This window comes from Agreia sp. VKM Ac-1783 (assembly GCF_900177765.1).
Taxonomy (GTDB): Bacteria; Actinomycetota; Actinomycetes; order Actinomycetales; family Microbacteriaceae; genus Agreia.
Genome location: NZ_FXWI01000003.1, coordinates 578,920 through 603,065 on the forward strand (window position 1 = coordinate 578,920; position 24,146 = coordinate 603,065).

The following is a 24,146-nucleotide window of genomic DNA, read 5'->3' on the forward strand; positions in this document are numbered from 1 at the left end:
ATCCGACGCGACCCGGGGTGCTTCGGCCGTCCTGTCGGGCGGAGATTTCGGGTGTCCGAGCGTCATGGGAGCTCGGATGGTCGGTATCTCCACCCGTTCTGCCATCTCGGCTCGGGATTCGAGGTATTCGCACCCGAATGGGCGGAGTTCGGCGCATCCGACGCCGTATTCGGGTCGGATGTGCTGAGCTCCGCCCGTTGTGGTGGCGGGCGCTCGCGCGGTCAGTCTACGGCGAGCGCGCGGCGCAGAAAGTCGACCAGGTCGGCGGATGCGCGGCGCGACACCCGCATGATGCCCGGGTAGGTCACCCAGCCGTGGGGCGCCTCGGCGTAGGTCTTCACCTCGACAGGCGTTCCCTCGGTCGAGAGCCGCGCCGCATAGGCCAGCGCCTGGTCGCGCAGCACGTCGTGAGCCGACACCTGCACGAGCGCAGGCGGCAAGTCGGCGAGCGACGACGCCCGCACAGGCGACACCGACGGGTCGTCGTCGGCCCCGTGCTCGCGTGAGGCGCCCAGGTAGTAGCGGAAGAAGGCATCCATGTCGGCGCGGTGCAGAACGGGCTTGCGCGCGTTCTCGTGCATCGATTCGTCATCGAGCGTGGTGTCGGTGACCGGGTAGATCAGCCCCTGGGCTCGGATGGGCGGACCACCCGAGTCCCGCGCACGCAGCGCCATGACCGCCGACAGGTTGCCGCCCGCGCTGTCGCCGAAGACGGCGAGCCGCGCTGGCGATGCGCCGAACTCCTCGGCGTGCTCCGAGGCCCAGGAGACCGCGGCGATGCAGTCGTCGACGGCCGCGGGGTATGGATGCTGCGGCGCGAGTCGGTAGTCGACGGCCACGACCACGGCGCCGAGTTCTGCAGCGACCCGCGAAGGGAGCCAATCGCAGACATCGAGCCCGCCGAAGAGCGTCCACCCGCCGCCGTGGAAGTAGACGGCGATGGGCAGGTCGGAGGCGCCCGTCCGTGCGTCGCGGGGCCGGTAGACGCGCAACGCGAGCGGCCCGTGCGAGGTCGCAATCGACAGATCGCGCACCTCGACACGGCTGTCTCTCGCCCCGAAGACCACGCGCCTCACCGGTGCGGGGATGGCGCGCATCGTCTGGTTGTGCTCGATGTCGGTGGGACTCATCGTGGCGATGTGCATGGAGCGGAACCTGTCCATGAACCAGCCCCACGCGCGCACGCGAGCGGGGATCGGAGTGGGCGTCACCGCGCGAGGTCTGTCAGCCGGGGTGAGCGGGGAACGTGCTGGGTCTGCGGCACGCCCGCGCTGAAGACGGAGAGCGCGACGTCGCTGCGGGCGAGGCCGAGCCGCTTGCGCAGCGCACCGTGAGCCGCGGGCGAATCTATGAGCTCGGAGTGCGGCGAGATGGCGAGGCCTTGACGATGCGCGTGCAGCCAGAGGCGTTGAAGGATACGTCCTGCCTCGAGAGCGTGCGGTTCGGTGACGCCGATCCGGCTGTCCATCGCCTCGGTGACACTCAGGATGTCGTCGATGCCGGCCGCGCGCGAGTTCGCCACGAGTACGTGGTGCGTCGGCGCCCCCGCTTCGTCGGTCAGAGCGGGCGGAAGGGTGGCATCTCGTCCGAGACCCTCGAGGAACCGGGCCAGGGGACCGGCCACGGCGACGAGCGGATCTCGGAGCCGGGCCTTTCGTGTGAACGGCGCCGCGATCCGGGCGAGCGGCCTCGGCATGACCAGCATCGCGTCGGTCATGCCGTCGCGGTGATAACGCGGATGCCGCGGGTCGAGACGCAGCCAGTGCAGCAGCTCGTTCGCCACGGTGGCGCGCGACGCTGTGAAGGCGATGCCGAGCGTGCTGAGCTGCTTCATCGCTCCGTCGTCGAGCGAGCGCACCTGCAGCCACGGCGGCAGCTGCAGCGATTCGATGTACGCGAACACGTCGGGCTTGCCCTCGAGCTTGCCTCGGTACACGCATCTCGCCCGCACGTCGTCGGCAGTGAACGGAGGAGGGCCCGCCGAGTTCGCCGGCGCGTCCGAGGGCGACACGGTGATCCGGAACACGGGGCGGGTGGCATCCGCAGGCCCCGCGACCGGCAGCGAGTCGAGCTCGGAGAGTGCGGGAAGGACCTCGACGTCGACGGCGTACCCCTTCTCGGCGGCCCCGATCGCGCAGCTCTCGATCCAGGCGCCCAGCGACATGATCACGTCTCGGAACGTGGGATCGCCAGCGGGCAGTGTACGCCCGGGAACGATGGAGACCTCGATCGCTCCATCGGCGATGCGCGGCGACCAGGGTTGGGTGTTGTGGGGCGAGGGCGACCGGCTGGCCAGCAGGATCAGCTCGTTCAGCAGCTCGGAGGAGGGCGTGTCTGCGGTCATGCGATTCCTTCGTCGGGTCGGGTCGGTGTCGAGGTCATGGATGCGGACGACGCGGGCCGACGGTAGAGCGTCGAGCCGTGCAGAGGCCGGCCACCGAAGCGCGAGAACTGTCGTGCCGAACCGGCGTTGTCGAGGCCCACGGTGGTGGTGCGCAGCCGCCGGTAGCCGCCCTCGGCGAGGTTCACCTGCAGCTGGCGGCTGAGCAGTGTGAGGATGCCGCGGCCCTGTCGGTCGGGCTCGGTGCCCTGAATGATGAGGATGGCCTCGCGGCGGTAACGTCCGCGAGTCAGGAGCAGCTCGAGCTGGCGCAGGGGAGTGAGCCGACCCCGCACCTTCTGCACGAAGGGAGAGATATCGGGAAGCACCAGGATGAATGCGACCCCCTTGCCGGAACGGTCGTCGCGGGCCAGGAGCAGCAGCTTCTCGTCGAGCAGGAAGGACAGGCCGTCGGTCGCCGCTGTCATCTCAGCCGGGGTGATGCGCGTGTAGTACGGCAGCTGCTCGAACGCATCGTTCAGCACGGCGAGCAGCTCGGGAATCAGTGTGTCGGTCTTCGACTTGTCGCCGTATTCGAGTCGGATACCGGCCGCGGCGAGCTCTGCCGACGTCGGGGCGGTAGCCTCGACGGCGCCGACGTCGACGCTCCACGTCTGCGCCTCCTGCGTCCGCACGAATCCCGCCGACTCGTAGACGCCGGGAACCCACGCGGGGTTCCATGCCGAGTCGACGAAACCGCGCTCGTCGAAGCCCGAGGTGATGACGCCGGCCGACTGGTTGGGCAGCAGCGAGACCGGGCCGAGGAGTTGCTGCTTGCCCGCCGCCCGCGCCGTCTGGTCGAGGTGCTCGAACAGCGCCGATGCCACCTCGGCGCTCGCGAAGTCCGTGGCGCCGAACAGTTGCGACGTGACTCCGAACTTCTCGTCGAGTCGCGCGTCTGTGTGAACGGTCGAGCGCCCGACGACACGGCCATCGTCGTCGCGCACGACCACGAGCCGCACGGGCTCCGGATGCGCGCTCGTGCCGCGATACCACGCGCGGATGGTCGACTCGAGAAGGGGCACGGCGAGGTCGTGAGGCCAGAGCCGGCTCGGCAGCTCGACGAACTCGCGAAAGGCTGCGTCGTCGGCGACCGTCTCGACCCTCACGAGCCCGGCCCCGTGACATCCAGAGACGCATCGAGAGGTGCGGTGGCCTCGGGAGCCACGTGCAAGCGGATGTATCCGCCCGTTCCGTTGCGCGTGTCCTTGGTGATCCACTGCATGAGGTGCCTGTGGCCAGGCATGCGCGCGAACGCGAGAAGGTCGTCTCGTCGCTCGAAGAACGCCAGCGTGCCGAGGGTGAAGGGGAACTCGTAGTAGGTCGTGAACCAGATGTAGCCGCGCATCGTCATCATGCGAGCGATCATCGGATAGTAGATGCGTGCGAGCGCGATGAGTGCTGCCGGGCCGGTGTATTTCGTCGCGCCGACGAACATGGCTTGCGCGTCGGCGATGGGCCTCGCCGGGCGCTTCGACTCTCGCGGCTTCGTGGGGCCCTGTCCCGACGGGCGTTCGGTGGATGCGGCATCGACCCGGGGCGGCTCGGCCCCACGGCCCGCCTCGACCGAGGTGGGGGTGAACCGCTCGATGTGGCCCATGCGACCGTCCTCGGCGCGCCAGACTCCATTCGTGTATCCGGATGGCTCGGCCTCGAGAATACGACCGGTCGGATGCGCGTCGCCCAGTCTCAGCCATGGTTCCAGGCGCGCGGGCGCGGTGACGAGGGCGTGGTCGAGTTCGTCACGAGTCGAGAAGTAGGAGGCGACTCCGAGCGTGCGTGGTGGTCGGCCGTAGCTCTTCTGCCAGAGAAAGCCGGGGGAGTCGGCGAAGTGGGTCGCCAGATCGCGGCGAGCCCCGCGGGCGCGCCGCGCATCCGCCGCCGAGTCGAAGCTGCGCTCGACGACGACCATGGCGCGCGCCCGGCCCTGCGGCGGCGCGAGCGAGAAGTCGGTGGAGCGCATCAGGCGGCTCCCGTCATCGCGCCGTCGGGGCGGGGTCGGGCACTCCGCCGCGGTCGGCCTCATCGACGAGGTAGACGTTCTTGATCTTGCGCGGGCCGCCCTCGAAGACCCCGGAGCCGAACGAGTGCACCTCGATGCGGACGTCGCTGGCCGTCGGATCCTCTTCGAGCGACTGCGCGATGTCGCGGGAGACGGATGCCAGGTGGGTGAGGACGCCGGCGGCCGACCGGGTCTTCAGATCGTCTGTCTCGGCGTTGTCGAGGGTCACGCCCTCGCGCAGCTGCAGGTGGATGACCGGTCGCTGCTCGAGGTTGCCGATGTCGAGCAGGCTCAGCTTGAACGACTCGATCTCTTTGGCGTGCGGGTTGTCGAGGTAGAGGCCGTTCTCGACGTCGAGCGGGTAGATGTTGGCGCCCATGTACGAGATCGTCGAGTCCTTGCGGCCGAAGAGCAGCACGAACGGCAGCTTCATGCGCTGGGTCGAGAATGCTCGTTCGAAGGCGAAGCCGAGGCGCGGATACTTCTCGGCGTAGGCCTGCATCTCGGGGAACGTGATGATCTTCGCCTCATCGCCGATGTTGTAGCGCAGCTTCGGACTCATGATGGCCATGGAGTTGAGTGTGACCAGGAGCTCGTTGTCTTCGGTGGTCTCGAGGTAGGTCTCGAGCGGGTTGTACTGGAAGATCATCGGGGTGCGCTGTTCGCTCTCGCCCAGCACGTCGCGTCTGAAGGGCTCGTTGGCGACCAGTGCTCGTCGCAGCCACACCGAGAGGTCGCTCTCGCCCGACATGCCGATGGTCAGGTCGGATGCGCCGTAGCCGGAGTAGACCCGGGTGAAACGGTCTTCGAGGTAGTCGCGCAGTCCTTCGGTCAGCGCTTCGCCGCCCACGAAGCCGTTGAGGTTGTAGGCGTCCCAATCGAATCCCTCGGAGTCGAGACGATCGCGCAGGTGCTTGAGAAAGGGCGGGTAGGCGCTGATGAGGTAGACGTAGCCGGGGCCGAAGTGCTTGAGGGTGTCGACGATCTTGTCGATGTCGGGGCCGGTGTTCTTGACCATCGCGATCTTCGACATGGCGAGGCCGGTGTTGGTCCCCGTCGCCCACGCACCCATGGAGAAGGCGTTGATGCAGAAGAGCTTCTTCGTGCCGAACAGCAGCGTGATGTAGCCGGCCACGTTCTTATGCACGGTATCGAGCTCGCGCTTGGAGCGCATCCAGTTGTAGGGCTTGCCGCTCGAACCGCTCGATTCGTCGACGACGGTGCCGACGGTGACGATCTCCCCGTTCCAGCAACGCTGGGCCTCGGGGTATCGGTTCACATAATCGGTTTTGGATGTCGGCCGATAGTTGGTGAGCTGCCACCAGCGGAACGAGAACTTCTCTTCGTCGAGGTAGTTCTTGTAGGCCGGCACGTCGAGGTAGGCCTGCTGGCAGACCATCCACGCGTTGAGTCGTGCGAAGCGCTCCATCGACGGGTGGTAGTGCCTGGCAGTGAAGCGCCAGAGTGCCGGATGAAGTCGATAGACCGCATACGTCGCGGTGACGAGCGCCGTCGCGATCCGCAGCGCGGTCTGGCGCAGCACACTCGTTCGTTGGGGCCGGGCCACAGGAGTCCTTCCGTCGGAGAGGTAATTCACCCTACAGCCGCGCCAATGCGGGTGTCAGGAGCATCAAGCTCGTAGCCTAGGGTCATGTCGACGATCAAAAATCCCGTCGGACCGGAACCGAGCAAGGTCTACTGGCGCCGGCGCGTGATCGTGCTCGCGGGTCTTCTCGCTGTCATCGCCATCATCGTGCTCATCATCGTGCGGCCCGGCTCGTCTTCTCCCGTCGGAAGTTCGGACACCCCGCCGCCGGCCGCGACGACGGCAGCCCCGCAGACGACTGCGCCGCCGGCCGGGGCCGGTGAGCCGCAGAATGTCGACGCCGCACCTCCCGCAGACGGTTCGACGCCCGCGTGCGATGCCGCGAGTATCGTCGTGACCCCGGTGACCGATGCCGACACCTACGCCGCGGGGGTCACTCCGCAGCTGTCGCTCAGCATGACGAACACGGGCAGCACGGCGTGCTCGGTCAACGTGGGCACGGCGCAGCAGGTCTACACGATCAGAAGCGGCGAAGAGCAGTACTGGGTGTCGACCGACTGCCAGGCTTCCCCTACAGACATGCCCACGGTGATCGAGGCCGGCGCCACGCTCGCGTCGACTCCGTTCGCGTGGGACCGCACCCGCTCCACGGCCGACACGTGCTCGTCGACCGACCGGCCGCAGGTTCCCGCGGGAGGCGCGTCGTACCACCTCGATGTGTCGATCGGCGGCTTCGCGTCGGCCGTGAGCAAGCAGTTCATTCTCGGATAGTCGAGATCGCCCAGCTTCTGCGGGCTCGGGACCGCGCGGCAATGAGTGCGCCGCCGGCCAGCAGCATGCCGAGCGCACCGAGGGGAGCGATCGGGGGCAGTGTCGCTCCGGTGGCCGCGAGGGTGCTCTTCCCGGCGGCGTTGCCCGGGTCGACTGCGACTTCCGCGGCGGGTGTGCGATTCAGCAGATGCACGGCGCCGTCGCGAAGCACGACGCTCGGCGTGTAGCCGGCGGGCAAGCCGTCGAAGCTGAATGACGTGAGGTCGATGTTCGACGCGGAGCCCGCATAGGTGACAATCACCTGGTCGTCGGCAGGAGTGAAGCCGTCGGTGAAGGCGGTCTTCACGGTTCCTGCCACGGTCAGGTCGCCCGCGATCTGCACGGCGGGTGCCGACGAGTCGATGCTCAGATCCACCTCGGCGCCCGAGAGCACCGCGAGGTTGCCGCCGACGACGACCGGGGCAGTCGAGGTCTCCGACAGGATGCCGCCGGCAACGCTGATCGGGCCGGTGCCGAACGCGGTCGGCGAGGTGGCCGACAGCTGGCCCGCCTCGACGACCGTGCCGCCCCCGTACGAGTTGTTGCCGGTGAGTGTCAGCGCGCCCGTTCCCTGCTTGGTCAACGAACCCGCGCCGTCGATGTCGTTGCGCCAGCTGTCGGTACTACTGAAGCCGCCATCAGCCGCGTTCATATCGACGGTGACGTCGGTAGAGAAGGCGCTGTAGCCGTCAGCGGCGGCGAAGAGGTTCAGACGGCCCCACCCTTCGGAGTCGTCGAGGAGCGCGTAGCCGGAAGGCAGCGCGGTGGACTGGAGTACCCAGCGGCGCTGGTCTGCGGTGAGATAGGGCTGCCTGGTCTCGAGCAGCACCTCGGCACCCTTCGGCACGACAGCCGACTTCGTGGTGTCGCCCACCCGGGGCAACCCGTAGGTGAGACGTTGTTCGTAGAGCTCCTCGTTGCTGGCGCGGTCGGCGAACGCGTCGCTGCCCGACGGGGCTGTGGCGAACAGGGTAGCCGCGTTCGCTCGTGCACTCTGCTTGAGAGCGGCATTGCCGGGCTGGTTGAGGGCGGCCGCGGCGACGGCGGTCGACATGATGCGGCCGCCGATCACGTCTCCGGGGGAGTGCATGCCGGCAACGATGCGGCTGTTGCCGATCTCGGATGCGCTGGTCAAGATCTGCTGGAACCGCTCGGGCGCGGCGTAAGCGAGGGCGTAGCTGGCCAGGTAGCCCGCGTTGGTGTGACCGCTGGGGTAGCCGCCGTCGGACTGCCACTCGGCATCCGTCTTCTCTGCGGGAACGAGCGTGGGCAGGACCTCGACGCTGTCGCTCCAGCGGAAGGGGCGGGCGTAGTTGTAGAAAGCCTTCGCCGGGTTCGTCGACGCCGAGCTGTTGCGGAACTGATTGACCAGGTCGACCATGGGGCCGTAGGTCGTGCCGGAGTCTGCCCAAGCCCCGTTCGAGTTGCCCGCGTCGTCGTACTTCACGCTGGTGGCGTCGGACGGGATCTGGTCGGGGATCGTCGTTCCCGCGTTGCTGCCCGCTCGGAAGGTGTCGGCGTAGGGCCCCAGTCCGTCGATGGCCGAGTAGTTCTGGTTCCGACGATCGATCAGATAGGCCTCGGTCGACTGCTCGGCGGTGCGCGACTGCGTGATGCCCGCAGCCGTGGCGATGTTCGCGTCGAGCACAGCCTGGTTCTTGATAGTGCCCACGCTCGAGGGGATGAACTTGCCGTTCGCGTCGAACTGCGCCGTCGGGTTCGCGTCGGGCGTCCAGTAGTCGAGCATCGGCGAGAGCAGACCGATCGCGACGTTGCTCTGCGGGGTGGTGTTGGCTGTGGTGTTGCTGGCCGCCGCATCGACGTAGAACCGGCCCCAGGCATCCGGTTGCGCCACGATCGAGTCGCCCGGCGCGGCCTGGGCGGGGGCCGCGACGCCGCAGGCGACGGTCGCAGCGAGGGCCGCGGCAACGGCGATGCGGATGCGACGGGTTCGGCGGGCGGGAGACGGTGCGTTCATCGGGTCATGCTCCAGAAAGTCGGTGCCCGTGCCAGCACACGAGTCTGGATCAGTGAATCCGACCGGGGTTAAGGCGATGGAGACCGCGGGTTAACAACTCGCGCGTTCATCTGGCACGTCTAGCATCGGGGCATGGTCGAGCGAAACGTGTCACAGAATCTCGACGTGCGGGTCGCCCAGGGAATCGCGCGCGGCGTTCGCGAACGAGGCATCGAGGCGTGGCGCAATCTGCCGTATGCGAAGGCGCCCGTCGGCGACCTCCGACTGCGGGCTCCGCGACCGCCGGCGCCCTGGGATGGCGTGCGCGACGCATCGGAGTACGGCCCGGTGCCCTGGCAGTCGTTGCAAGGACACTTCGTCGGTGCGTCGAAGAAGCAGGCCATGAGTGAGGACTGCCTGACGCTCAATGTGCTCCGGCCTGCCGGCTCGGTCGGCGGTGCACTGCCCGTGATGCTCTTCATTCATGGCGGTGCCTACGCGGTGGGCTCCAGCGCAGAGTACCCGCGCAACGGCGAGGCCCTCGTGCGAGATGGCGGAATCGTCTATGTGAGCATCAACTACCGCCTCAGCGCGCTGGGATATCTCGACTTCACCCGCTTCTCCACTCCCGAGCGCCCCTTCGACTCGAACCTCGGCCTGCGCGACCAGGTCGCGGCCCTCGAATGGGTGCGGGACAACATCGCGGCCTTCGGCGGTGACCCGAACAATGTCACCGTGTTCGGCGAGTCCGCGGGCGGCAATGCTGTCACCACTCTGATGGCGACGCCCGCCGCGCACGGACTCTTCGCCAAAGCGATCGCCCAGAGCGCGCCCACCAACGCCATCTATCCCCCGGAGCAGACGCATCGTTGGGCCGATGAGTTCGTGGCCTTCCTCGCCGATCGCATCGAGCCGGGCGGCGTCGAGACCACGTCTGTCGACGATGCGGGCGAGCTGCTCGTCCGCGCTGACGCATCCGATCTGGTCGAAGCCGCCGTCTCGCTCACCCTGCTGGCCCCCGATCGCGACCCGGGAACCATCGCGCTGTGCCCCGTGATCGACGGCGACTTTCTTCCGGAGCGCCCGCTCGACGCCTTCAAGCACGGCCGAGCCGCGCGCATCCCCCTCATCATCGGAACGAACGACCGCGAGGGCTCGCTGTTCACGGGGCGCCTCGACATCCTCGCGACGACGCCGCCCCGCATCCGCGCCATCTTCTCGCGCACCAAGAAGAAGGCGCGCAAGGCGATCAAGGCCGAGTACCCGGGTCTGCCCGACAAGCGCCCCGCCGCCGACTTCGCCGGAGACTACGCCTTCTGGTACCCCACCGTGAAGGTGGCCGAACGGCACTCGCGCTACGCGCCGGTGCACTTCTACCGCTTCGACATCGCGCCGCGGCTCGTTCGGCAGCTCGGATTCGATGCCACGCACGGGCTCGAGCTCTTCGCCCTGTTCGACCGCATGAACGGCTGGTTCGGCCGGGCGATGGGTGCACTGGGTGGGCGGCGTGCGTTCATGCGCACGGGCGACCGGATGCGACGGCACTGGATCGACTTCGCCCGCAGCGGGCAGGTGGCCGGCTGGCCGGAATACGACGAGGACACGCGAGCGACCATGATCTTCGACGCGACCGACCGGGTGGAGAACGACCCTCGAAGCGCGCGCCGCGTGGCCTGGCAGGAGTTCGTGCCGCACGTGTGACGACGTGTTCGCGCAGAACTCTCCTGCGCTGATCGAGTAGCTGCGTGAGGTACGAGCCAGCGTATCGAGATCACTCGGGGGTCTCGATACGCGCTGCTCCTTCGTCGCGAGCGCTAGTCGACCAGCGCGGGTGAGCTAGTCGCGGTCGTGGTCGCGGTCGACGAGCCGCAGAGGTGTCGTCGGCGACTTCTTCGTCGTGGGTTTCGTCGGTGGCGTTCGCGACTGCACCGGGAACGACCCCGTCGACGGATGCGCCGGGCTCACCCGAGACCCGGCGGCAGGCTGCTTGTCGAACGCGACTCGGAACGCGCGACGGATCTGCGTCTCGTCGGGGCCGAGGATGTCGGTGAAGCCGAGTCGCCTCGCTTCGGTGACCCGCAGGCTGGAGGATGCGACGGGACGCACCTCGCCCGCGAGGCTGATCTCGCCGAACGCCGCGAAGGTGTGCGGCAGGGAGAGATCGCTGTTGGCCGAGGCGATGGCGAGGGCGATGGCCAGGTCGGCAGAGGGGTCGACGAGGCGAACGCCCCCGACCGTGGAGACGTAGACGTCGCGGTCGCCGAGTGGGATGTTGAGGCGGCGCTCGAGCACGGCGAGAAGCATGGCGACCCGGGAGCCGTCGACTCCGTTGGTGACCCGGCGCGGGTTGGGAGCAGTCGTCTTGACGACGAGGGCCTGGATCTCGACGGGCATGGCACGCCGGCCGTCGAGAGCGACCGTGACACAGGTGCCGCTGACGGCCTCGCCGCTGCGGCTGAGGAACAGGCCGCTGGGGTCGGGCACCTCGGCGATGCCCTCGGCGGTCATCTCGAAGCAGCCGACCTCGTCGGTGGGGCCGTAGCGATTCTTGAGGGCGCGCACGAAGCGAAGGCTGGTGTGGCGGTCGCCCTCGAACTGGCAGACGACGTCGACGAGGTGCTCGAGAACGCGGGGGCCGGCGATGGAGCCGTCTTTCGTGACGTGGCCGACGAGGATGACGGGAAGCGAGCGTTCTTTGGCGACCCTGATGAGAGCGGATGCGACCTCACGCACCTGAGTGGGGCTGCCGGCCGCGCTGTCGATGGAGTTGCTCGCAACGGTCTGAACCGAGTCGACGATGACCAGATGCGGTTGCACGGCATCGATCTGGCCCAGCACGGTGGAGAGATCGGTCTCGGCGGCGAGCATCAGCGTGGGGGAGAGGGAGTGGGTGCGCTCGGCGCGCAGCTTGACCTGACTGACCGATTCTTCGGCGCTCACGTAGAGAACGCGCAGATGCTCTTCGGCCGCCTTCGCCGCGACTTCGAGGAGCAGGGTGGACTTGCCCACGCCCGGTTCGCCCGACAGCAGGATGGTGGCACCAGGGACAAGCCCGCCCCCGAGAACACGGTCGAATTCGTCGATGCCCGTGGCCCAGTGGCTGGCCGCCTCGGTGGAGATCTCTGTGATGGGCTGCGCGATGCGCGTCTCGCTGAGCTTCGCCGCCTTCACCGTGCGGGCGATGCCCTCGTTCTCGGCGCTCGACACCACGGTGCCCCATGCCTGGCATTCGCCGCAGCGCCCGACCCACTTGACGCTCTGCCAGCCGCACTCCGTGCAGCGGTAAGCGGTGGGTGTTCGCGAGGCCATGCATCCACGATAGACGCGACCGACGACATCCGATCACCGCCTGTGGAGAGTGGTAGGCGTCAGCCCCGCGTCGCCTCGATGACCATGTTGTCGGTGGAGGGAGCGCCGTCTGGTCGTTGCAGGCAGGTGATCACCACGAGGCGGCCCGGGGCATCGGCCCAGACCGACTGGTCACCAGAGATCTGACTCTTATCCACGGTCTCGCTGCTCACCACGTGGTACTCGACGTCGTCGACGACGATCGAGGCTCCCGACGCGATGCGGGCCTTGCCGTCATCGACGTCGATCAACGCGTTGCCCGGCCCCTCGCCCCCGTTCCTGAGCGAGTGCATGACCACGAAGACGGTGCCGTTCGCGCTGTCTGTCGGTGACACACCCAGGTTTCGCACCCAGTAGGCCGAGGTGAAGCCGGGCGGTTCGAGCTCGTTGTCGACGACGTCGAGCGAGCCGAGGGGCACATCGAGGCCGACGGATGGCGCCTGGAAGCGTCCCGTGCCCGAGGGCGTGGCCGACGCGCTCGGATTCGGCGTCGCTCCGTCGAGCTGCACCGTGTTGCCCGCGAGATCGGTCGGGTGAGAGTCGGCGTCGACCGAATGCGCGCGCGGCGCGAGAAAGACAGCCGAAACGATGATCATGCCCGATGCGACGACGACGGCGCTGGCGGCGACAATGTTCAGTCGCCGCCAGCGCGATGTCGATCGCGGCGAGTGCCGCGGCGTCATCTACCGTTCCAGGGTGCTGCGGGTTCGACGGTAGAGAACGACGACCGCCCCGAGGAGGGCGAGGCCGAGCGCTCCGAGTGCGACCGCAGGCCAGGCAGAGGGCTGTTCGACACGCGTTCCGCCCGTGGCGACCGACGGGCCGGCGAGGGATGCGTCGGTGCCGGTCGCGGATGCGGCGGTGCCGGTTGTGGTTGCGGCGGTGCCGGTTGTGGTTGCGGCGGCGACCACGGTCACGGCCAGCGGGTCGCTGACCGCGTTCCCGCTGCTGTCGGCGAGGAACACGGTGTGCGCGCCCGCCTCGAGGTCGACCGGAAGAACCGCGCTCGCTGTGATCGTGCCGTCGGAACCTGCGGTCGCCTGGCCGATGACGGTCGGAGTGGAGTGGACGACGATCTGGTAGACCGAACCCGGCGTGAATCCGCTGCCGGTCAGGGTCACCGACGCGCCGGCGGTAAGAGAGTCGCTCTGCGCTATGGCGATGACCGGCTTCGCGACCGTCATGCCGTAGTGCTTGGTCGTCACGCGGTCCGGAGCTGTTACCGTGACGTCGACTTTCTGGCCTGACACGGTCACTGTCGACGTCGCATCCGCGTTGCCGGTGACGACCTGCACGTCGGCGGGCGCGAGGCTCGGGATCGCGAGCGTGATGGATGCTCCGGCGTCGGTCGCTGCGGAATCGAGCGGCACAGAGACCCCGCCGATGGTGATCGCCGAGGCGCTCGCGTCGTTGGAGATGAGGAACCGGCTGCGAAGGGCTGCCATGTCTTGGGACGTGACGCCGATGGTCTTCGACAGGTATGAATCCATGCCGGAGTACTTGGTGGCGACGTCGCGTTCGAAGGTGCCCTGCAGCAGATCTGGGGTGGCCCAGTTCACACCGAGCTGCGTGTTCGAGAGCAGATAGTCGTGCAGGATGTCTGATTCGGAGACGCCGAGGATGTGGTCGAGCATGTCGACGACGGTTCCGGTGCGATCCATACCGTGCGAGCAGTGGATCAGGACTGTACCGCCTGTGTGGGTGGCGAGGAGGTGCAGGATCTGGCCGTAGGCGCTGATCATGGGTCCGGGTGTTGCCGCGTCGACGTAGCCCTTGTCGACGAGGTCGTGATACATCGCTGTGTCGTCGCTGTAGTCGCCGTTGGCGCCGAACATCGAGATGTTGACGCTCTGCGCGCCCGGGATGGGAACATCCGGTTTCGCGGCGACCTGGCCGGGCGTTCGAAGGTCGATGACGAGGTCGACCTTGTACTCGCTCGCGAGCGTCTGCGCACCGGCGGTCGAGATCTTGTCGAGCGACTCGGAGCGGATGAGGCGGGGCGCATTCAGGGTCTGGCCGTTCAGACCCGTGACCGCATTGAGTTCGCGTCCGTTGACGAGGCCCGGTACGTCGGTGATGGTGTGGTCTTGAGCGGTCAGCGCGGGTTGCGCGGGCGTGGCTGCACTCGCGCTGGTTGCGGAGAAGCCGACGGCGGCGGTGGCGCACAGCGCGATCGTCGTCAGACGGAGGGGAAGCGAGAGGCGTCGGGCATGGGTGTTCACGAAAGATCCCCGTTCGGGTTCGGGAGGGTGTGCCTGCGGTGTTTAGACGGTCGGCGGGACGTCGAGAACGCTAAGCACGCGCGATGCTGCGGCAGCAAACATCCGGTGAACGGAGAGCGACGAGCGGCTGGGAAAGCGCCCAGCCCCTGTCGGCTCAGTGATTTACCAGGAGATCAGGCCTCGGGGTCTTCGCCGAACCCGTCGTCGTGGCGTCCCTTGGCGGCGAGAGCGGCGGCGCGCTCGGCGAGACGCTGACGCACTTCGGCCTGCCCCTCTTCGATGATCTTCGCGTCGAGCGGAGCGTTCACGTTGTGCGGGTTGCCGTGGTACTTCTCGATGTAGGCGTCGAGCTCGGGGCCGGAGGTCCACGAAGTGATGAGGCAGTAGCGCGGCTCGGGGCCCTTGTGCCAGACGGCGTGCCAGAAGCGCTGCGTGTCGACGATCAGCTGCGCACCCGCGGGCAACGCGATGCGCACCTCGGTGTCGGGGTCGAAGCGGTTCTCGCGCAGGATCATGAACGACTCGGCGTCGTCGGAGAGGTTGAAGAAGCCGCGAACGATCCAGCCGGTGCCATCGGGGTTGAGGCGGTTGTTGTCGTCTTGGTGCAGGTTGTAGAGCGCGTTCGCGTAGCTGTTGGGCTGCAGCTCGATCACGCGGCAGCGGCCGATGTTGGCTCCGGGCTCTTCGGCGCGGGCCTTGAGGATGGGGGCGCGGTCGACATTGGCCTGAACCCAGACGCCGTCTTTGTCGGTGCGCGGAGGCGTGTGGTTCCAGAATCCGTTGCACTCCATCTCGCCGAAGGCCGAGGCGAGAGGGGCGAAGCGCGTCACTCCAGACGATTTCCAGTCGACGTATTCGAGGTCGAGCCACTCCTGAGGGTCAGCCGCCTGGTCGTAGCGGTCGAGAACCACGTAGCCGGTCTCTTCGAATGCTGCGGAGCGGATATAGCTCATAGAACCAGGACCCTTTCGGAAGTGAGGGCACGCGGGTTTTGTCGCGCCCAACTAAGGCAAGGCTAACACTTTGGATGCGCCGGATTTCGGCCCCGGGTGGCTTCTCAGGGCGGCATCCGCGCGTTCGTGGCGTTCGATTTCTGGGCGCTGTCGATTCGCGCGAACCCGCGGTCTGCATTACACTCGTCCCCGGTACCGTGTCCGAGCGGCCGAAGGTGCAACTCTCGAAAAGTTGTGTGCTTGAAAGAGCACCGTGGGTTCAAATCCCACCGGTACCGCCACGATCAAACCCCCTGCTTCCCTTTGTTTATAAGGGAGTCAGGGGGTTTTCTCATTGCCAAGTGAGTCGTTCGGACGCGAAGTGGACACATCTGAATGTCGCTTTGCGTTATCGAGGGCTACCGAGACTGCGTCAAGGTCGTTGCTAGAAGCCTTTGGGGAAGCCGAAAGGGCGCAGCTCGGGGGCTAGGTTCTCCCACTGCCAGGCCCGCTCCGTTTCTCGATCCTTGTCGCCGCTGTCGAGACCAACGGCTTTCGCGGCGTAGGTCGCAGCGTGCGGCGAGTGATCGAACATATGGGCCACTGCACACGCCTGGCCGGCTGCACGAGCGGCGGCGGCGGCCGCCGTTGCCCATGCTTTGGTCGCATCGCGAGCGGCCGCGTGAGCTGTGAAGGCAGCGGTGCGACATGCCGTCATAGGAAGTTCGCCGCGCTGCCACGCGCGTACTGCTGCAATCGCCGCGCGCGGGCGGTCGTCATCTGGTCGCTGTTTCTCGAAGATGTGCAGGGCACGCTCTGCGCAGCTCGCCGCCCACAGTGCGATCGCGTGAGGGACCGGCGGCTCAGGATTGGACCACTTCGGTTTCGTTTCCTTGCTCACCCCTCGATCGTCTCAGGGATCGGCTGCAGCAAGATCAGCCGAACGCGGGTTGTATCGAAAAGGCGTGAGCGTACGTAATACGAGTGACCCACTAACGATCGATTTCGGGTCAATCAGGGTCTGCGGAAACCGCACACTAGCCTTGTCACATGACGACACGGGACGATCAAGGGCGCTCCATCGACGAAGCCCAGGATGCTCTTCACCAAGCCATGCGCGGTGGCGACGTCAGCCAGCTTCGCGAGTTGCTATACGAGGGCCTGGCCTTCGAACTGCCGGGCGAATCAGTGATAGGCCGTTCAGCCGATCTCGATGCTCATGCCTCGGGTGCAACACGATTCGACAAGCTGTCGGAGCTTCATCGGTCCACTCTGGAACATGATGGTCATGGCCGGACGTCGTCGCTCGTGGACATCGTCGTATTCGATGGAGGCCACCGCATCGAGGTTCGCATGATGTACCGCCGCTTTTGGTCGATCATCGAGGGTCGTTGGCAAGTAGTGGCGGGCAGCGCCGAACCGTCCGCATAGGGCCGGGGCGTTCACACGGGAGGAAGCGTCACCCAGATGTGCAGACGACGCGAGGACGGAATAGCGGACACACCCACCGGTACCGCCACGATCAAACTCCCTGCCTTCCTGTACTTACAAGGGAGTCAGGAGTTTTCTCGTTTGCGATCGCGCCACTCGCTCGCGAATAGAACTCATCTGACCCACTCATAGGCGGACAGGACGGGCCACCGGTGCGGTACCCTCTTCGCAGAGGGAAAAATCCCGTCAGGCTCTGGCCGGCGGAAACGCACAAGCGTCTCGTGGGAGTCGCCACTTCTTCATCGAAGGAGTGCGCCCATGTACGAACCCACCACCTCTCCGGCCACAGAAGCGCCACCGCCCCGTCTCCGCGACGCATGGATTGCGTTGGCCGGCCTCTCGGCGGTGTTTCTGTTCGAGATGCTCGACAACTCCGTTTTGAACATCGCACTTCCGACCATCGGTCGCGAGCTCACGACGTCGACCGCGGCGCTGCAATGGGTCTCCGGGGCGTACTCGGTCGTGTTCGGTGGCCTGATGCTGCTGTTCGGTGCGGTCGCAGACCGTGTCGGTCGGCGCCGGGTCATGCTCGTCGGCCTGACGCTGCTGGCAGCCGTGAGCATCCTGACCGTGTTCGTCACCTCGGTGGAGCAGCTGATTGCCGTGCGGGCGCTGATGGGGATCGCCGCGGCGATGACAACGCCCGGATCGATGGCGCTGGCATTTCGCCTGTTCGACAGAGACGATCTGCGCGTGCGTGCACTGACCGTCATCTCTACAGCCGGGCTGGTCGGCCTCGCTGCCGGGCCCACAATCGGCGGATTCGTGCTCGCCGTGGCGCCGTGGCAGGTGCTGATCATCGCCAACGCTCCCATCGCGGCGATCGCCTTTCTGGGTATCCGAAGTGGGATCGCCGCAGATCAACGAACCGACCTCCACCGCGACCCCATCGACCTGATTGGCGCCGTCCTCGGTACGGCGACCGTGATCGGAGTCCTCCTCACGCCGACGCTGTTCGTCGCCGGCACCAACGTCGCCCTTGCCTGGGGCGCAGCAGCGGCCACGGCGGCTGGCGCGGTCGGCTTCGTGCTCAGGGAGCGCACCGCGCGGCACCCGCTGCTGGATCTCCGTCTCGTCGCACAGCCACTGGTTGCCAGCGGTCTGGCCTACAAGGCGGCGGCCGGCCTCGCGATGGCCGGCCTGTCGTACATGGTCACGTTGCAGTTGCAGTTCGCGTGGGGGTGGCCGCCGGCCCTCGCCGCAGTCGGCACACTCCCTCAGGTCGTGGTGCTTCTCGCGAGTGGCCGCTTCGTCGGCCCGTTCGTGAATCGAGTGGGTCTCGATCGAGCGGCCTGGATGAGCGCCGCCGCCGTGATCGCCGGGCTCGCCGTGTTCGCTCTGCTCGGCAGATTCGGCTACCCCTGGGTCCTGACCGCTCTTGTGCTTGTCGCCGCTGGGATGCGGGTGGTTGGCGTCGTCGCCGGTAATAACGTGCTTCGTGGTCTGCCCGAGAATCGCACCTCCATTGGGGCGGCCCTTGTCGACACGGCCAGCGAGATCGCGACGGCGGTCGGGATCGCCGCGACAGGCACGATTCTCGCCGCTCTCGTCGGTGGCAGCATCACGACGATCACTTTCACCTCGGATCAGCTCGCGTCATTCCAGGAGGCGATCCTCATCGCGGGCCTGACCATCACCGCTATCGCCGCAGCGCTCGTCTGCATCGGCATCCACCGTTCGCGCCGCACCCCCGCCCAGCCCACCAATCAGGAGCCTTCCTATGTCTGACCTCATGCCCCGCCCTCCGTTCGATCCGGAACTCTCCACGTTCCTCACCGCCCTCGAGGCACGCGGCCCCTTCACCCTGACCACCGAGATGCTGCCGCACATGCGAGGCCTCGACACGACCGAAGAAGCACTCGACGAGCGGCTGCGGTTGCGCGGGTACGAGCGGCGCACGATCACGGTGCCCGGCCACCTCGGGGATCCGATCACGCTTGCCGTGATCCAGCGGATCGGCCGCGCCGGAGCCACGAGCGCGGTGTACTCGATCCACGGCGGCGGCATGATGTTCGGTCACTACCTCGGAAACCTCGATTCGTACGACGACTGGCTGCTGAACGACCATGACGTCGTACTCATCAGCGTCGACTATCGCCTCGCCCCCGAATACCCCGACCCGTATCCGGTCGAGGACTGCTACGCCGGACTCGTCTGGGTGCACGCCCACGCGGAGCAACTCGATATCGACCCGACCCGCATCGTCATCGCCGGGCAGAGCGCCGGCGCTGGACTCGCCGCGGGCACGGCCCTGCTCGCTCGCGACCGGAGTGGACCGTCGATCCTCGCGCAGATCCTGGTGTCGCCTATGCTCGATGACCGCGACTCCACCGCGTCGACGAGACAGATCGATGGCGTCGGGGTCGCGGATCGGCAGATGACCCGCTTCGGCTGGGACGCCTACCTCGGCTCCCGCCGAGCCGGCGAAGACGTGTCCGTCTACGCTGCACCGGCACGAGCGACCGACCTCTCCGGGCTTCCGCGCACCTACATCGACTGCGGAAGCGCCGAGGTCTTCCGCGACGAGACGGTCGCCTACGCCAGCGGCTTGTGGGCCGCCGGTGGCGATGCGGAGCTGCACGTCTGGCCGGGTGCTTTTCACGGCTTCACGAGCATGATGCCCACCGCCAGGATCTCGGTGACCGCCACAGCAGCGCTGGCCGACTGGATCAGGCGGCTTCTCGGCGCAGGCGCGCTAGGGAGCGGATGAGCAAGTCAACCGTCGCGGTGTCTGCACCTCGCGGTGGCCGAGTCAACCCGCAAATCTCTCCCGGTGGCATCCTTCTAACGTGTTGGGGTGGGCGAACGCAGGCTGGTGAGGGTACCGCCGCGGATCCAAGTCGTTCGTGCGGCGTTTGCAGCGGCCGGAACGGGATACGTCGCCAGCTGCGCGTTGGGTGTCGGAGTCGCCTCCGGCCTCGTCGATCTGCGCGGAGCGCGCTGGGCGCATCACGTGGCGTATCTCGTCACCCTCGGTCTCGGCGGACTGGCTGCAAGCTCACTGCTCTGGAGCTCCAGCCGCTCCGGATGGCTGTTGCTTCCCGCCGCGGGTCCGCTTGCCGCCCTCGCGTATCTCGGCCCACGGATGCCGCGCCATCCGCTTGTCGCTCTGGCTGCGGCCCCGTTCTTCGTCGCAGCCTTCATCCACTCTCGAAAGTAGCCAGCGTGCACCTGCTTGACGCCATTCGCCGCCGCCGCACGACCAACGGGCACATGTTGCCCGATCCTGTCAGCGAGGAACACCAGCGGCTGCTGATGGAGGTGGCGGGCAGGGCTCCGTCGCAACTCAACAGTCAGCCGTGGCGCTTCGTGCTGATCGAAGAGCCCGAGACGATCCGAAGCATTGCCCGGATCAGCGGCGAGAGCATGAAGAAGATCATGGCGAACGGCGCATTCTTCGAGCGGTACAAGCCGTACTTCCGCTTCAGTGCCGCAGAGATGGAGAGGCGCCGCGATGGAATGCTGTTCGATAAGCTGCCGGCGCCTCTGCGGCCCTTCACCAGCCAGGTCTACACCTCACGCGGACAGAAGCTGATGAACGCGCTGCGGGTCCCTTCGACCCTCGGCGCCGAGAACGAGAAGTTGGTGGCCGGTTCGCCGCTCTTGCTCGGGGTGATGCTCACTCGGGCAGAGAACCGTCCCGGCGAACTGTCGTCGTTCTACCCGACGTTCAGCCTGGGAGCCGCGATGGAGAACGTCTGGCTCACGACCGTGGAACTCGGCATGGGCATCCAGTTCATCTCCTTTCCGATGGAGGTGCCCGAGAACTGGCATCGCATCGAACGACTGCTCGAGGTGCCGGATGAGCTCGAGCGCATGGCGGTGTATCGGCTGGGGTATCTGCCCCCGGAGCAACGACGGCCCGCGATCGACTGGTCGAGTCACCAGCGCAAGCTGCCCTCGCAATACGTGTTTCGAGGCACGTGCGCCACGCCCCAGGAGGGGTGGGACGACGTTCTTCCCTCGGTCTGATGACGCTCGTCGGGACTCTCTCAGTTGAGGGCGGTGCCGCTCGTCACGAGAGGCTTTCGTGCCCAGGGTGAGAGGCCGAGCAGCAATGCCCCCGCGCCGGTGCCCAGAAGCAGCAGGTGGTCGAGGATCGTGGTGCCGGACGGGAGCACCCCGCCGAGGTTCTCGTCGAGCATGCTGCCGATGCCGAGCAACACGAATACGAGTCCGACGAGCACGAGCACTGCCTTGATCGCTTTGACGGGCGCCGGCGTGGCCCCGACAAGAAGCAGGGCTGCAGCAGAGACCGTGTAGATGACGTCGTTGACGAGGTCGACGTTGAAGAGTCCGAGCATAAGGGATCCCTCGATGAACCATCCGAGGAGCGCATGGCTCCCGATGACAATCCCGAGCATGAGTGCGTATGCCTTCGCCATGTGTACCTCCGTAGCCATTCGACGCGCCGCCGGTTCAACGAGATCCACGTTAGGCCGAGTGCTACTGCGGAGGTCGAAGGCCTTGCCAAGGCCAGGGTGCGCCGATATAGAAAGGCTCGCGGTCACGAAGCGTGACGCCGGGATGCAAGAGATCGCGGTGCGCGGCACCGGCATGACTGCGTGAGCGGGCCCCGTGCTCCGTGGGAGGATCATAGGGTTTTGTTTCGAGGCGTTTCGTGAGGACGAGGCCGCCTGATAGATCGAGGAGGGGCACGCGTGAGCGAGGGGCTGACCCCGGGTGTCGAGCCGCAGCGCGGATCGGATCGCACGGAGCCGGACGGCCCGACAACGGGTCGGGCGGCGGGACTGGGCATCGTCGCGCTCCTGTTCGCGCTGCTCGTGGCGAGTTGGTTGATCCAACTCTCGTCGTTCCTGCAGCGGGATTTCGGGCCATTTGAAAAGAGACTGAGTGACGGCGGAGTGGTTGTCTGGGTCTCGATCGCTGCGGCGATCGCGATCCTGTCGCCCATCGTCGTACTCATCCTGCAGGCGCGCGTTCACAAGCGAAATCCGCGACACTCGATCGCCGCCGTGCTCGGGGCGGTCGTGGTGCTCGTCATCGCGGTTCCGACGAACACCGTTGTGGTCGGCTCCCAGGTCGCAAACCTTGTGACGGAACTCAATGAGAAGGCGCAGCCACCGACCGCAGCCGAGACCTTCTTCGAGCGCACTGGCGGCGACCCGCGCAGCGAAGTTCTCGAGCTGGGCGACGAGACAGTTCGGCTTCTGGGCGGAGACCCGACCGTGGATGCGAAGGACTCCGACGCGGATTTTCGCGTGGTCAGCGATGAGTGTGTTCTCGACAACAGCAACCCCGGCATCATGTGGTCGTATCAATACGACGCTGGGTCGCAGGTCGATGCCAACGGTCAACTGCTCGTGCCAGAGGGCTCCACAGACCTGCCGACGGCGACGCACGACATGGCGGGTGTTATCGCCTACTGGGCGAGCCACGGCGTCACCGCTACAAAGGACGAAGACGTCAGCTCCGACGAGCAGTACCGGGCAGAGGCCGAATGGTTGGGCTATGACTCGTGGAGCCGCCCCGCGCCCGACGTGCGGTTCGATACGATCTGCCTCGTCGACTGAGAAGGCCGACCGGCACGGGCTGGACGTTGGGGAGCGCAACTGCTCCGCCTGCGCGAGACCATGCGCACGGCCATCACCGGATGGGTCCGTCAGCTCGAGCTGCGTAGACTTTTTTGATGAGCGCTGCAGAGGAATTCACCGTCACTACGGATCTCGCACGGATCGACCTCGACACGGTGCATCACTGGCTGTCGAGGGATGCGTTCTGGGCGCTAGGACGCAGTCGACAGACCGTGCACGCGGCGGCGGAGGGCTCGATGAACTTCGGAGTCTTCGATTCTCGCGGCTCGCTCTGCGCCTACGCGCGAGTGGTGACGGACAGTGCGACGTTCGCTTGGCTGTGTGACGTCTACGTAGACCCTGGCCGTCGTGGTCTCGGCATCGGACGATTGCTGGCGGGTGCGGTTGTGGATGCTCTCGTGCCGATGAACCTCAAGAGGGTCATGCTGTCGACGCTCGATGCTCACGGGCTGTACGAACAGGTCGGCTTCGTCGCGTTCCCTGACCCCGAGAAGTTGATGATCCTCGGGCCTTTGCTTCCCGGCTGAGGTCAGAGCGGGCGCAGCTGATCTTCGGTGATGGGAAAAGGCAGTGAGTAGTAGACCTGCGTTGCGGTCATGTCGCCCCAGTCGTCTTTCTTGACCCGGATGGCGGAGGGAGACACCTCGGCGATCCGAACGCGAAGCCACGATCCATCGTCGAGTCGAAACTCGTGCGGGTCGGCGAGATAGGCCAGTCCGAGTTCATCGAGTGTCTCCTCGGCCACCATCCAGTCCACTGGTTCCGTGCGGCGGCGTCCGAGCAGATCGATGGCGACGAAGCCGTCGCCGACGGGCTTCATCCAGCCCACGAGCTCACGATCGTCTGATCGACGATGTTCGATCCAGTCGCTTTCCATGGTTAGAGGGTAGCTCTCGTACGTCGCAGGCTCCGGATGCCGCGAATCGCAGCGACCGGCTTCACCATGGCGATCTCGCCGAATCGGTAGTCGCGCGCAGCGACGAGTCGATCAGCGAGATCGGGTCGCTGCTTCCAGAGATAGGCGCGTGCTTTCTCGGCGTGCATGCTGTTCGACGCGATCTTCACCGTGTCGAACTCCTCCAGAAGGTCGACGACGTTCGCGATGTTCTCCCACGTGGTGCGGCTGAGGCGATCGAGAAAGTAAGCGCCGTCGTATCCGTGGCGAGCGCGAGCGTACTCGAGCAAGAGATCTGCTTCCGGCACATCGCTGCCCACGCCACCGCCGCAGAAGATCAGCACCGTCTCGGTCGCGTAGGGATCGATTGATCGAAGGGCCACGCGTACGCGGTAGCGGTTGAGATAGTTGGCCCGCATGCCTCGATTCCGGCACCCGAGCGCCACGATGGCCTGTCTGCCCGGCCCAGAATCACGATTGCCGAGCCTGCGTTTGCTCGCGACCCAATGCATCCATTCGGCCCAAGCCACGATGCCCGCGGTCGCGACGGCCGGAACGACGGCCAGGGCCCTCATTCAGACGTCGACCTTGTAGCCCAGCGCAAGGTCTGCGCCGTTGACGCCTCGGATGCCCCAGTTCACGCGCGGAGTCTCGGTGATGGTGATCTCGACGCTGTGAGGAGGGATGCCGGCCTCGGCGTCGAGGCGCGCGAAGAGTTCCTCAATGAGAGCGCGTTTCGCCGATTCGGTGCGTCCGTCGAACATCGAGATCTCTATGATCGTGTAGTTCTCGCCGCGATCGTCGGGGTAGATGAAGTCCTCCGCATCGAGCGCGATGAACCGGTGGAACCGCTTCTCTGCCGGGTACGCGAGGGCTTCCATGACCGCTCCGTGGATCGCGTCGGAGATGGCGGCGCGACGCGCCTCGATGCACTGCCGGCGCGCGTAGATGGTGACCTGTGCCATGCAGAACAGCCTATTGCGACCATTTCTGCTTCGTAGACTGAAG

General features: G+C 66.6%; 24 protein-coding genes and 1 tRNA gene. 10 read left to right on the top strand and 15 right to left on the bottom strand.

Features of this window, described 5'->3' with window-relative positions:
• Window positions 1–221: 221 nt before the first annotated feature.
• The 5 genes from CCK87_RS18305 to CCK87_RS12410 are packed head-to-tail and all read right to left on the bottom strand — an operon-like array spanning window position 222 to window position 5,949.
• Window positions 222–1,211: an alpha/beta hydrolase gene (locus CCK87_RS18305; protein WP_170927270.1), complete on the bottom strand. Its 990-nt coding sequence runs from the start codon at window positions 1,209–1,211 to the stop codon at window positions 222–224.
• The gene (locus tag CCK87_RS18310; RefSeq protein WP_170927271.1) at window positions 1,208–2,344 is read right to left on the bottom strand and encodes a hypothetical protein; all 1,137 of its coding nucleotides are present in this window, start codon (window positions 2,342–2,344) and stop codon (window positions 1,208–1,210) included. The genes CCK87_RS18305 and CCK87_RS18310 overlap by 4 nt, the downstream gene beginning before the upstream one ends.
• Window positions 2,341–3,489 (bottom strand): hypothetical protein, encoded by a 1,149-nt coding sequence (locus tag CCK87_RS12400; protein ID WP_086461708.1) that lies wholly within the window; start codon window positions 3,487–3,489, stop codon window positions 2,341–2,343. Before CCK87_RS12400 ends, CCK87_RS18310 begins: the two co-directional genes overlap by 4 nt.
• Entirely contained in the window at window positions 3,486–4,343 is an 858-nt protein-coding gene (locus CCK87_RS12405; protein ID WP_086461709.1) for a hypothetical protein, read from the bottom strand. Before CCK87_RS12405 ends, CCK87_RS12400 begins: the two co-directional genes overlap by 4 nt.
• A 13-nt stretch (window positions 4,344–4,356) precedes the next feature.
• A complete protein-coding gene (locus tag CCK87_RS12410) occupies window positions 4,357–5,949 on the bottom strand; it encodes a phenylacetate--CoA ligase family protein (RefSeq protein ID WP_140162838.1) in 1,593 nt (530 codons plus the stop codon).
• Between the two features lie 84 nt (window positions 5,950–6,033).
• Between CCK87_RS12410 and CCK87_RS12415 the strand changes: the two genes are divergently transcribed.
• Window positions 6,034–6,699, top strand: a complete 666-nt coding sequence (locus CCK87_RS12415) for a hypothetical protein (protein ID WP_086461711.1) — start codon at window positions 6,034–6,036, stop codon at window positions 6,697–6,699.
• Here CCK87_RS12415 and CCK87_RS12420 read toward each other — a convergent pair.
• On the bottom strand, window positions 6,686–8,716 hold the full coding sequence (locus CCK87_RS12420) for a phosphatase PAP2 family protein (RefSeq protein WP_086461712.1): 2,031 nt from the start codon (window positions 8,714–8,716) through the stop codon (window positions 6,686–6,688). The genes CCK87_RS12415 and CCK87_RS12420 overlap by 14 nt on opposite strands.
• Before the next feature lie 132 nt (window positions 8,717–8,848).
• Here CCK87_RS12420 and CCK87_RS12425 point away from each other — a divergent pair, with 132 nt between their 5' ends.
• Window positions 8,849–10,396: a carboxylesterase/lipase family protein gene (locus tag CCK87_RS12425; protein ID WP_086461713.1), complete on the top strand. Its 1,548-nt coding sequence runs from the start codon at window positions 8,849–8,851 to the stop codon at window positions 10,394–10,396.
• Between the two features lie 135 nt (window positions 10,397–10,531).
• Here the strand turns inward: CCK87_RS12425 and radA are convergent, their stop codons facing one another.
• From radA to CCK87_RS12445, 4 genes are all read right to left on the bottom strand, one after another.
• On the bottom strand, window positions 10,532–12,004 hold the full coding sequence (radA, locus tag CCK87_RS12430) for a DNA repair protein RadA (protein ID WP_086461714.1): 1,473 nt from the start codon (window positions 12,002–12,004) through the stop codon (window positions 10,532–10,534).
• Window positions 12,005–12,063: 59 nt separating this feature from the next.
• Window positions 12,064–12,726 carry a class F sortase gene (locus tag CCK87_RS12435; RefSeq protein ID WP_086461715.1) on the bottom strand — a complete coding sequence of 221 codons (663 nt, stop codon included), beginning with the start codon at window positions 12,724–12,726 and terminating at the stop codon, window positions 12,064–12,066.
• Window positions 12,727–14,265: a tyrosine-protein phosphatase gene (locus tag CCK87_RS12440; RefSeq protein WP_086461716.1), complete on the bottom strand. Its 1,539-nt coding sequence runs from the start codon at window positions 14,263–14,265 to the stop codon at window positions 12,727–12,729.
• A 173-nt stretch (window positions 14,266–14,438) separates the two neighbouring features.
• Window positions 14,439–15,218, bottom strand: a complete 780-nt coding sequence (locus CCK87_RS12445) for a hypothetical protein (protein ID WP_085484744.1) — start codon at window positions 15,216–15,218, stop codon at window positions 14,439–14,441.
• A gap of 191 nt (window positions 15,219–15,409) precedes the next feature.
• Between CCK87_RS12445 and CCK87_RS12450 the strand changes: the two genes are divergently transcribed.
• Window positions 15,410–15,499, top strand: a tRNA-Ser gene (locus CCK87_RS12450).
• A 143-nt stretch (window positions 15,500–15,642) separates the two neighbouring features.
• On the opposite strand, the gene CCK87_RS12455 is transcribed toward CCK87_RS12450, so the two are convergent.
• On the bottom strand, window positions 15,643–16,098 hold the full coding sequence (locus CCK87_RS12455; protein WP_086461717.1) for a putative immunity protein: 456 nt from the start codon (window positions 16,096–16,098) through the stop codon (window positions 15,643–15,645).
• A gap of 149 nt (window positions 16,099–16,247) precedes the next feature.
• On the opposite strand from CCK87_RS12455, the gene CCK87_RS12460 reads away from it, so the two are divergent.
• The 5 genes from CCK87_RS12460 (at window position 16,248) to CCK87_RS12480 (ending at window position 20,660) form a co-directional block, all read left to right on the top strand.
• Window positions 16,248–16,628 (top strand): nuclear transport factor 2 family protein, encoded by a 381-nt coding sequence (locus CCK87_RS12460; RefSeq protein WP_086461718.1) that lies wholly within the window; start codon window positions 16,248–16,250, stop codon window positions 16,626–16,628.
• A gap of 318 nt (window positions 16,629–16,946) precedes the next feature.
• A complete protein-coding gene (locus CCK87_RS12465; protein ID WP_086461719.1) occupies window positions 16,947–18,416 on the top strand; it encodes an MFS transporter in 1,470 nt (489 codons plus the stop codon).
• Window positions 18,409–19,398 carry an alpha/beta hydrolase gene (locus CCK87_RS12470; protein ID WP_086461720.1) on the top strand — a complete coding sequence of 330 codons (990 nt, stop codon included), beginning with the start codon at window positions 18,409–18,411 and terminating at the stop codon, window positions 19,396–19,398. The genes CCK87_RS12465 and CCK87_RS12470 overlap by 8 nt, the downstream gene beginning before the upstream one ends.
• A gap of 87 nt (window positions 19,399–19,485) precedes the next feature.
• On the top strand, window positions 19,486–19,848 hold the full coding sequence (locus CCK87_RS12475) for a hypothetical protein (protein WP_249273876.1): 363 nt from the start codon (window positions 19,486–19,488) through the stop codon (window positions 19,846–19,848).
• A gap of 5 nt (window positions 19,849–19,853) precedes the next feature.
• Complete coding sequence (locus CCK87_RS12480) at window positions 19,854–20,660, top strand: nitroreductase family protein (protein WP_086461721.1); 807 nt, start codon at window positions 19,854–19,856, stop codon at window positions 20,658–20,660.
• A 20-nt stretch (window positions 20,661–20,680) separates the two neighbouring features.
• Here CCK87_RS12480 and CCK87_RS12485 read toward each other — a convergent pair whose 3' ends face one another.
• Window positions 20,681–21,073, bottom strand: a complete 393-nt coding sequence (locus tag CCK87_RS12485) for a hypothetical protein (protein WP_086461722.1) — start codon at window positions 21,071–21,073, stop codon at window positions 20,681–20,683.
• Window positions 21,074–21,349: 276 nt separating this feature from the next.
• Here CCK87_RS12485 and CCK87_RS12490 point away from each other — a divergent pair, with 276 nt between their 5' ends.
• Complete coding sequence (locus CCK87_RS12490; protein WP_086461723.1) at window positions 21,350–22,222, top strand: hypothetical protein; 873 nt, start codon at window positions 21,350–21,352, stop codon at window positions 22,220–22,222.
• Window positions 22,223–22,338: 116 nt separating this feature from the next.
• Window positions 22,339–22,770, top strand: a complete 432-nt coding sequence (locus CCK87_RS12495; protein WP_086461724.1) for a GNAT family N-acetyltransferase — start codon at window positions 22,339–22,341, stop codon at window positions 22,768–22,770.
• Window positions 22,771–22,772: 2 nt separating this feature from the next.
• On the opposite strand, the gene CCK87_RS12500 is transcribed toward CCK87_RS12495, so the two are convergent.
• From CCK87_RS12500 to CCK87_RS12510, 3 genes are read right to left on the bottom strand one after another with little or no spacing between them, the layout of a single operon-like run.
• Window positions 22,773–23,120, bottom strand: coding sequence for a hypothetical protein (locus CCK87_RS12500; protein WP_086461725.1), 348 nt, complete (start codon window positions 23,118–23,120; stop codon window positions 22,773–22,775).
• A gap of 2 nt (window positions 23,121–23,122) precedes the next feature.
• Window positions 23,123–23,713 carry a YdcF family protein gene (locus CCK87_RS12505; RefSeq protein ID WP_170927272.1) on the bottom strand — a complete coding sequence of 197 codons (591 nt, stop codon included), beginning with the start codon at window positions 23,711–23,713 and terminating at the stop codon, window positions 23,123–23,125.
• A complete protein-coding gene (locus CCK87_RS12510; RefSeq protein WP_086461726.1) occupies window positions 23,714–24,103 on the bottom strand; it encodes a tautomerase family protein in 390 nt (129 codons plus the stop codon).
• Between the last annotated feature and the right edge of the window lie 43 nt (window positions 24,104–24,146).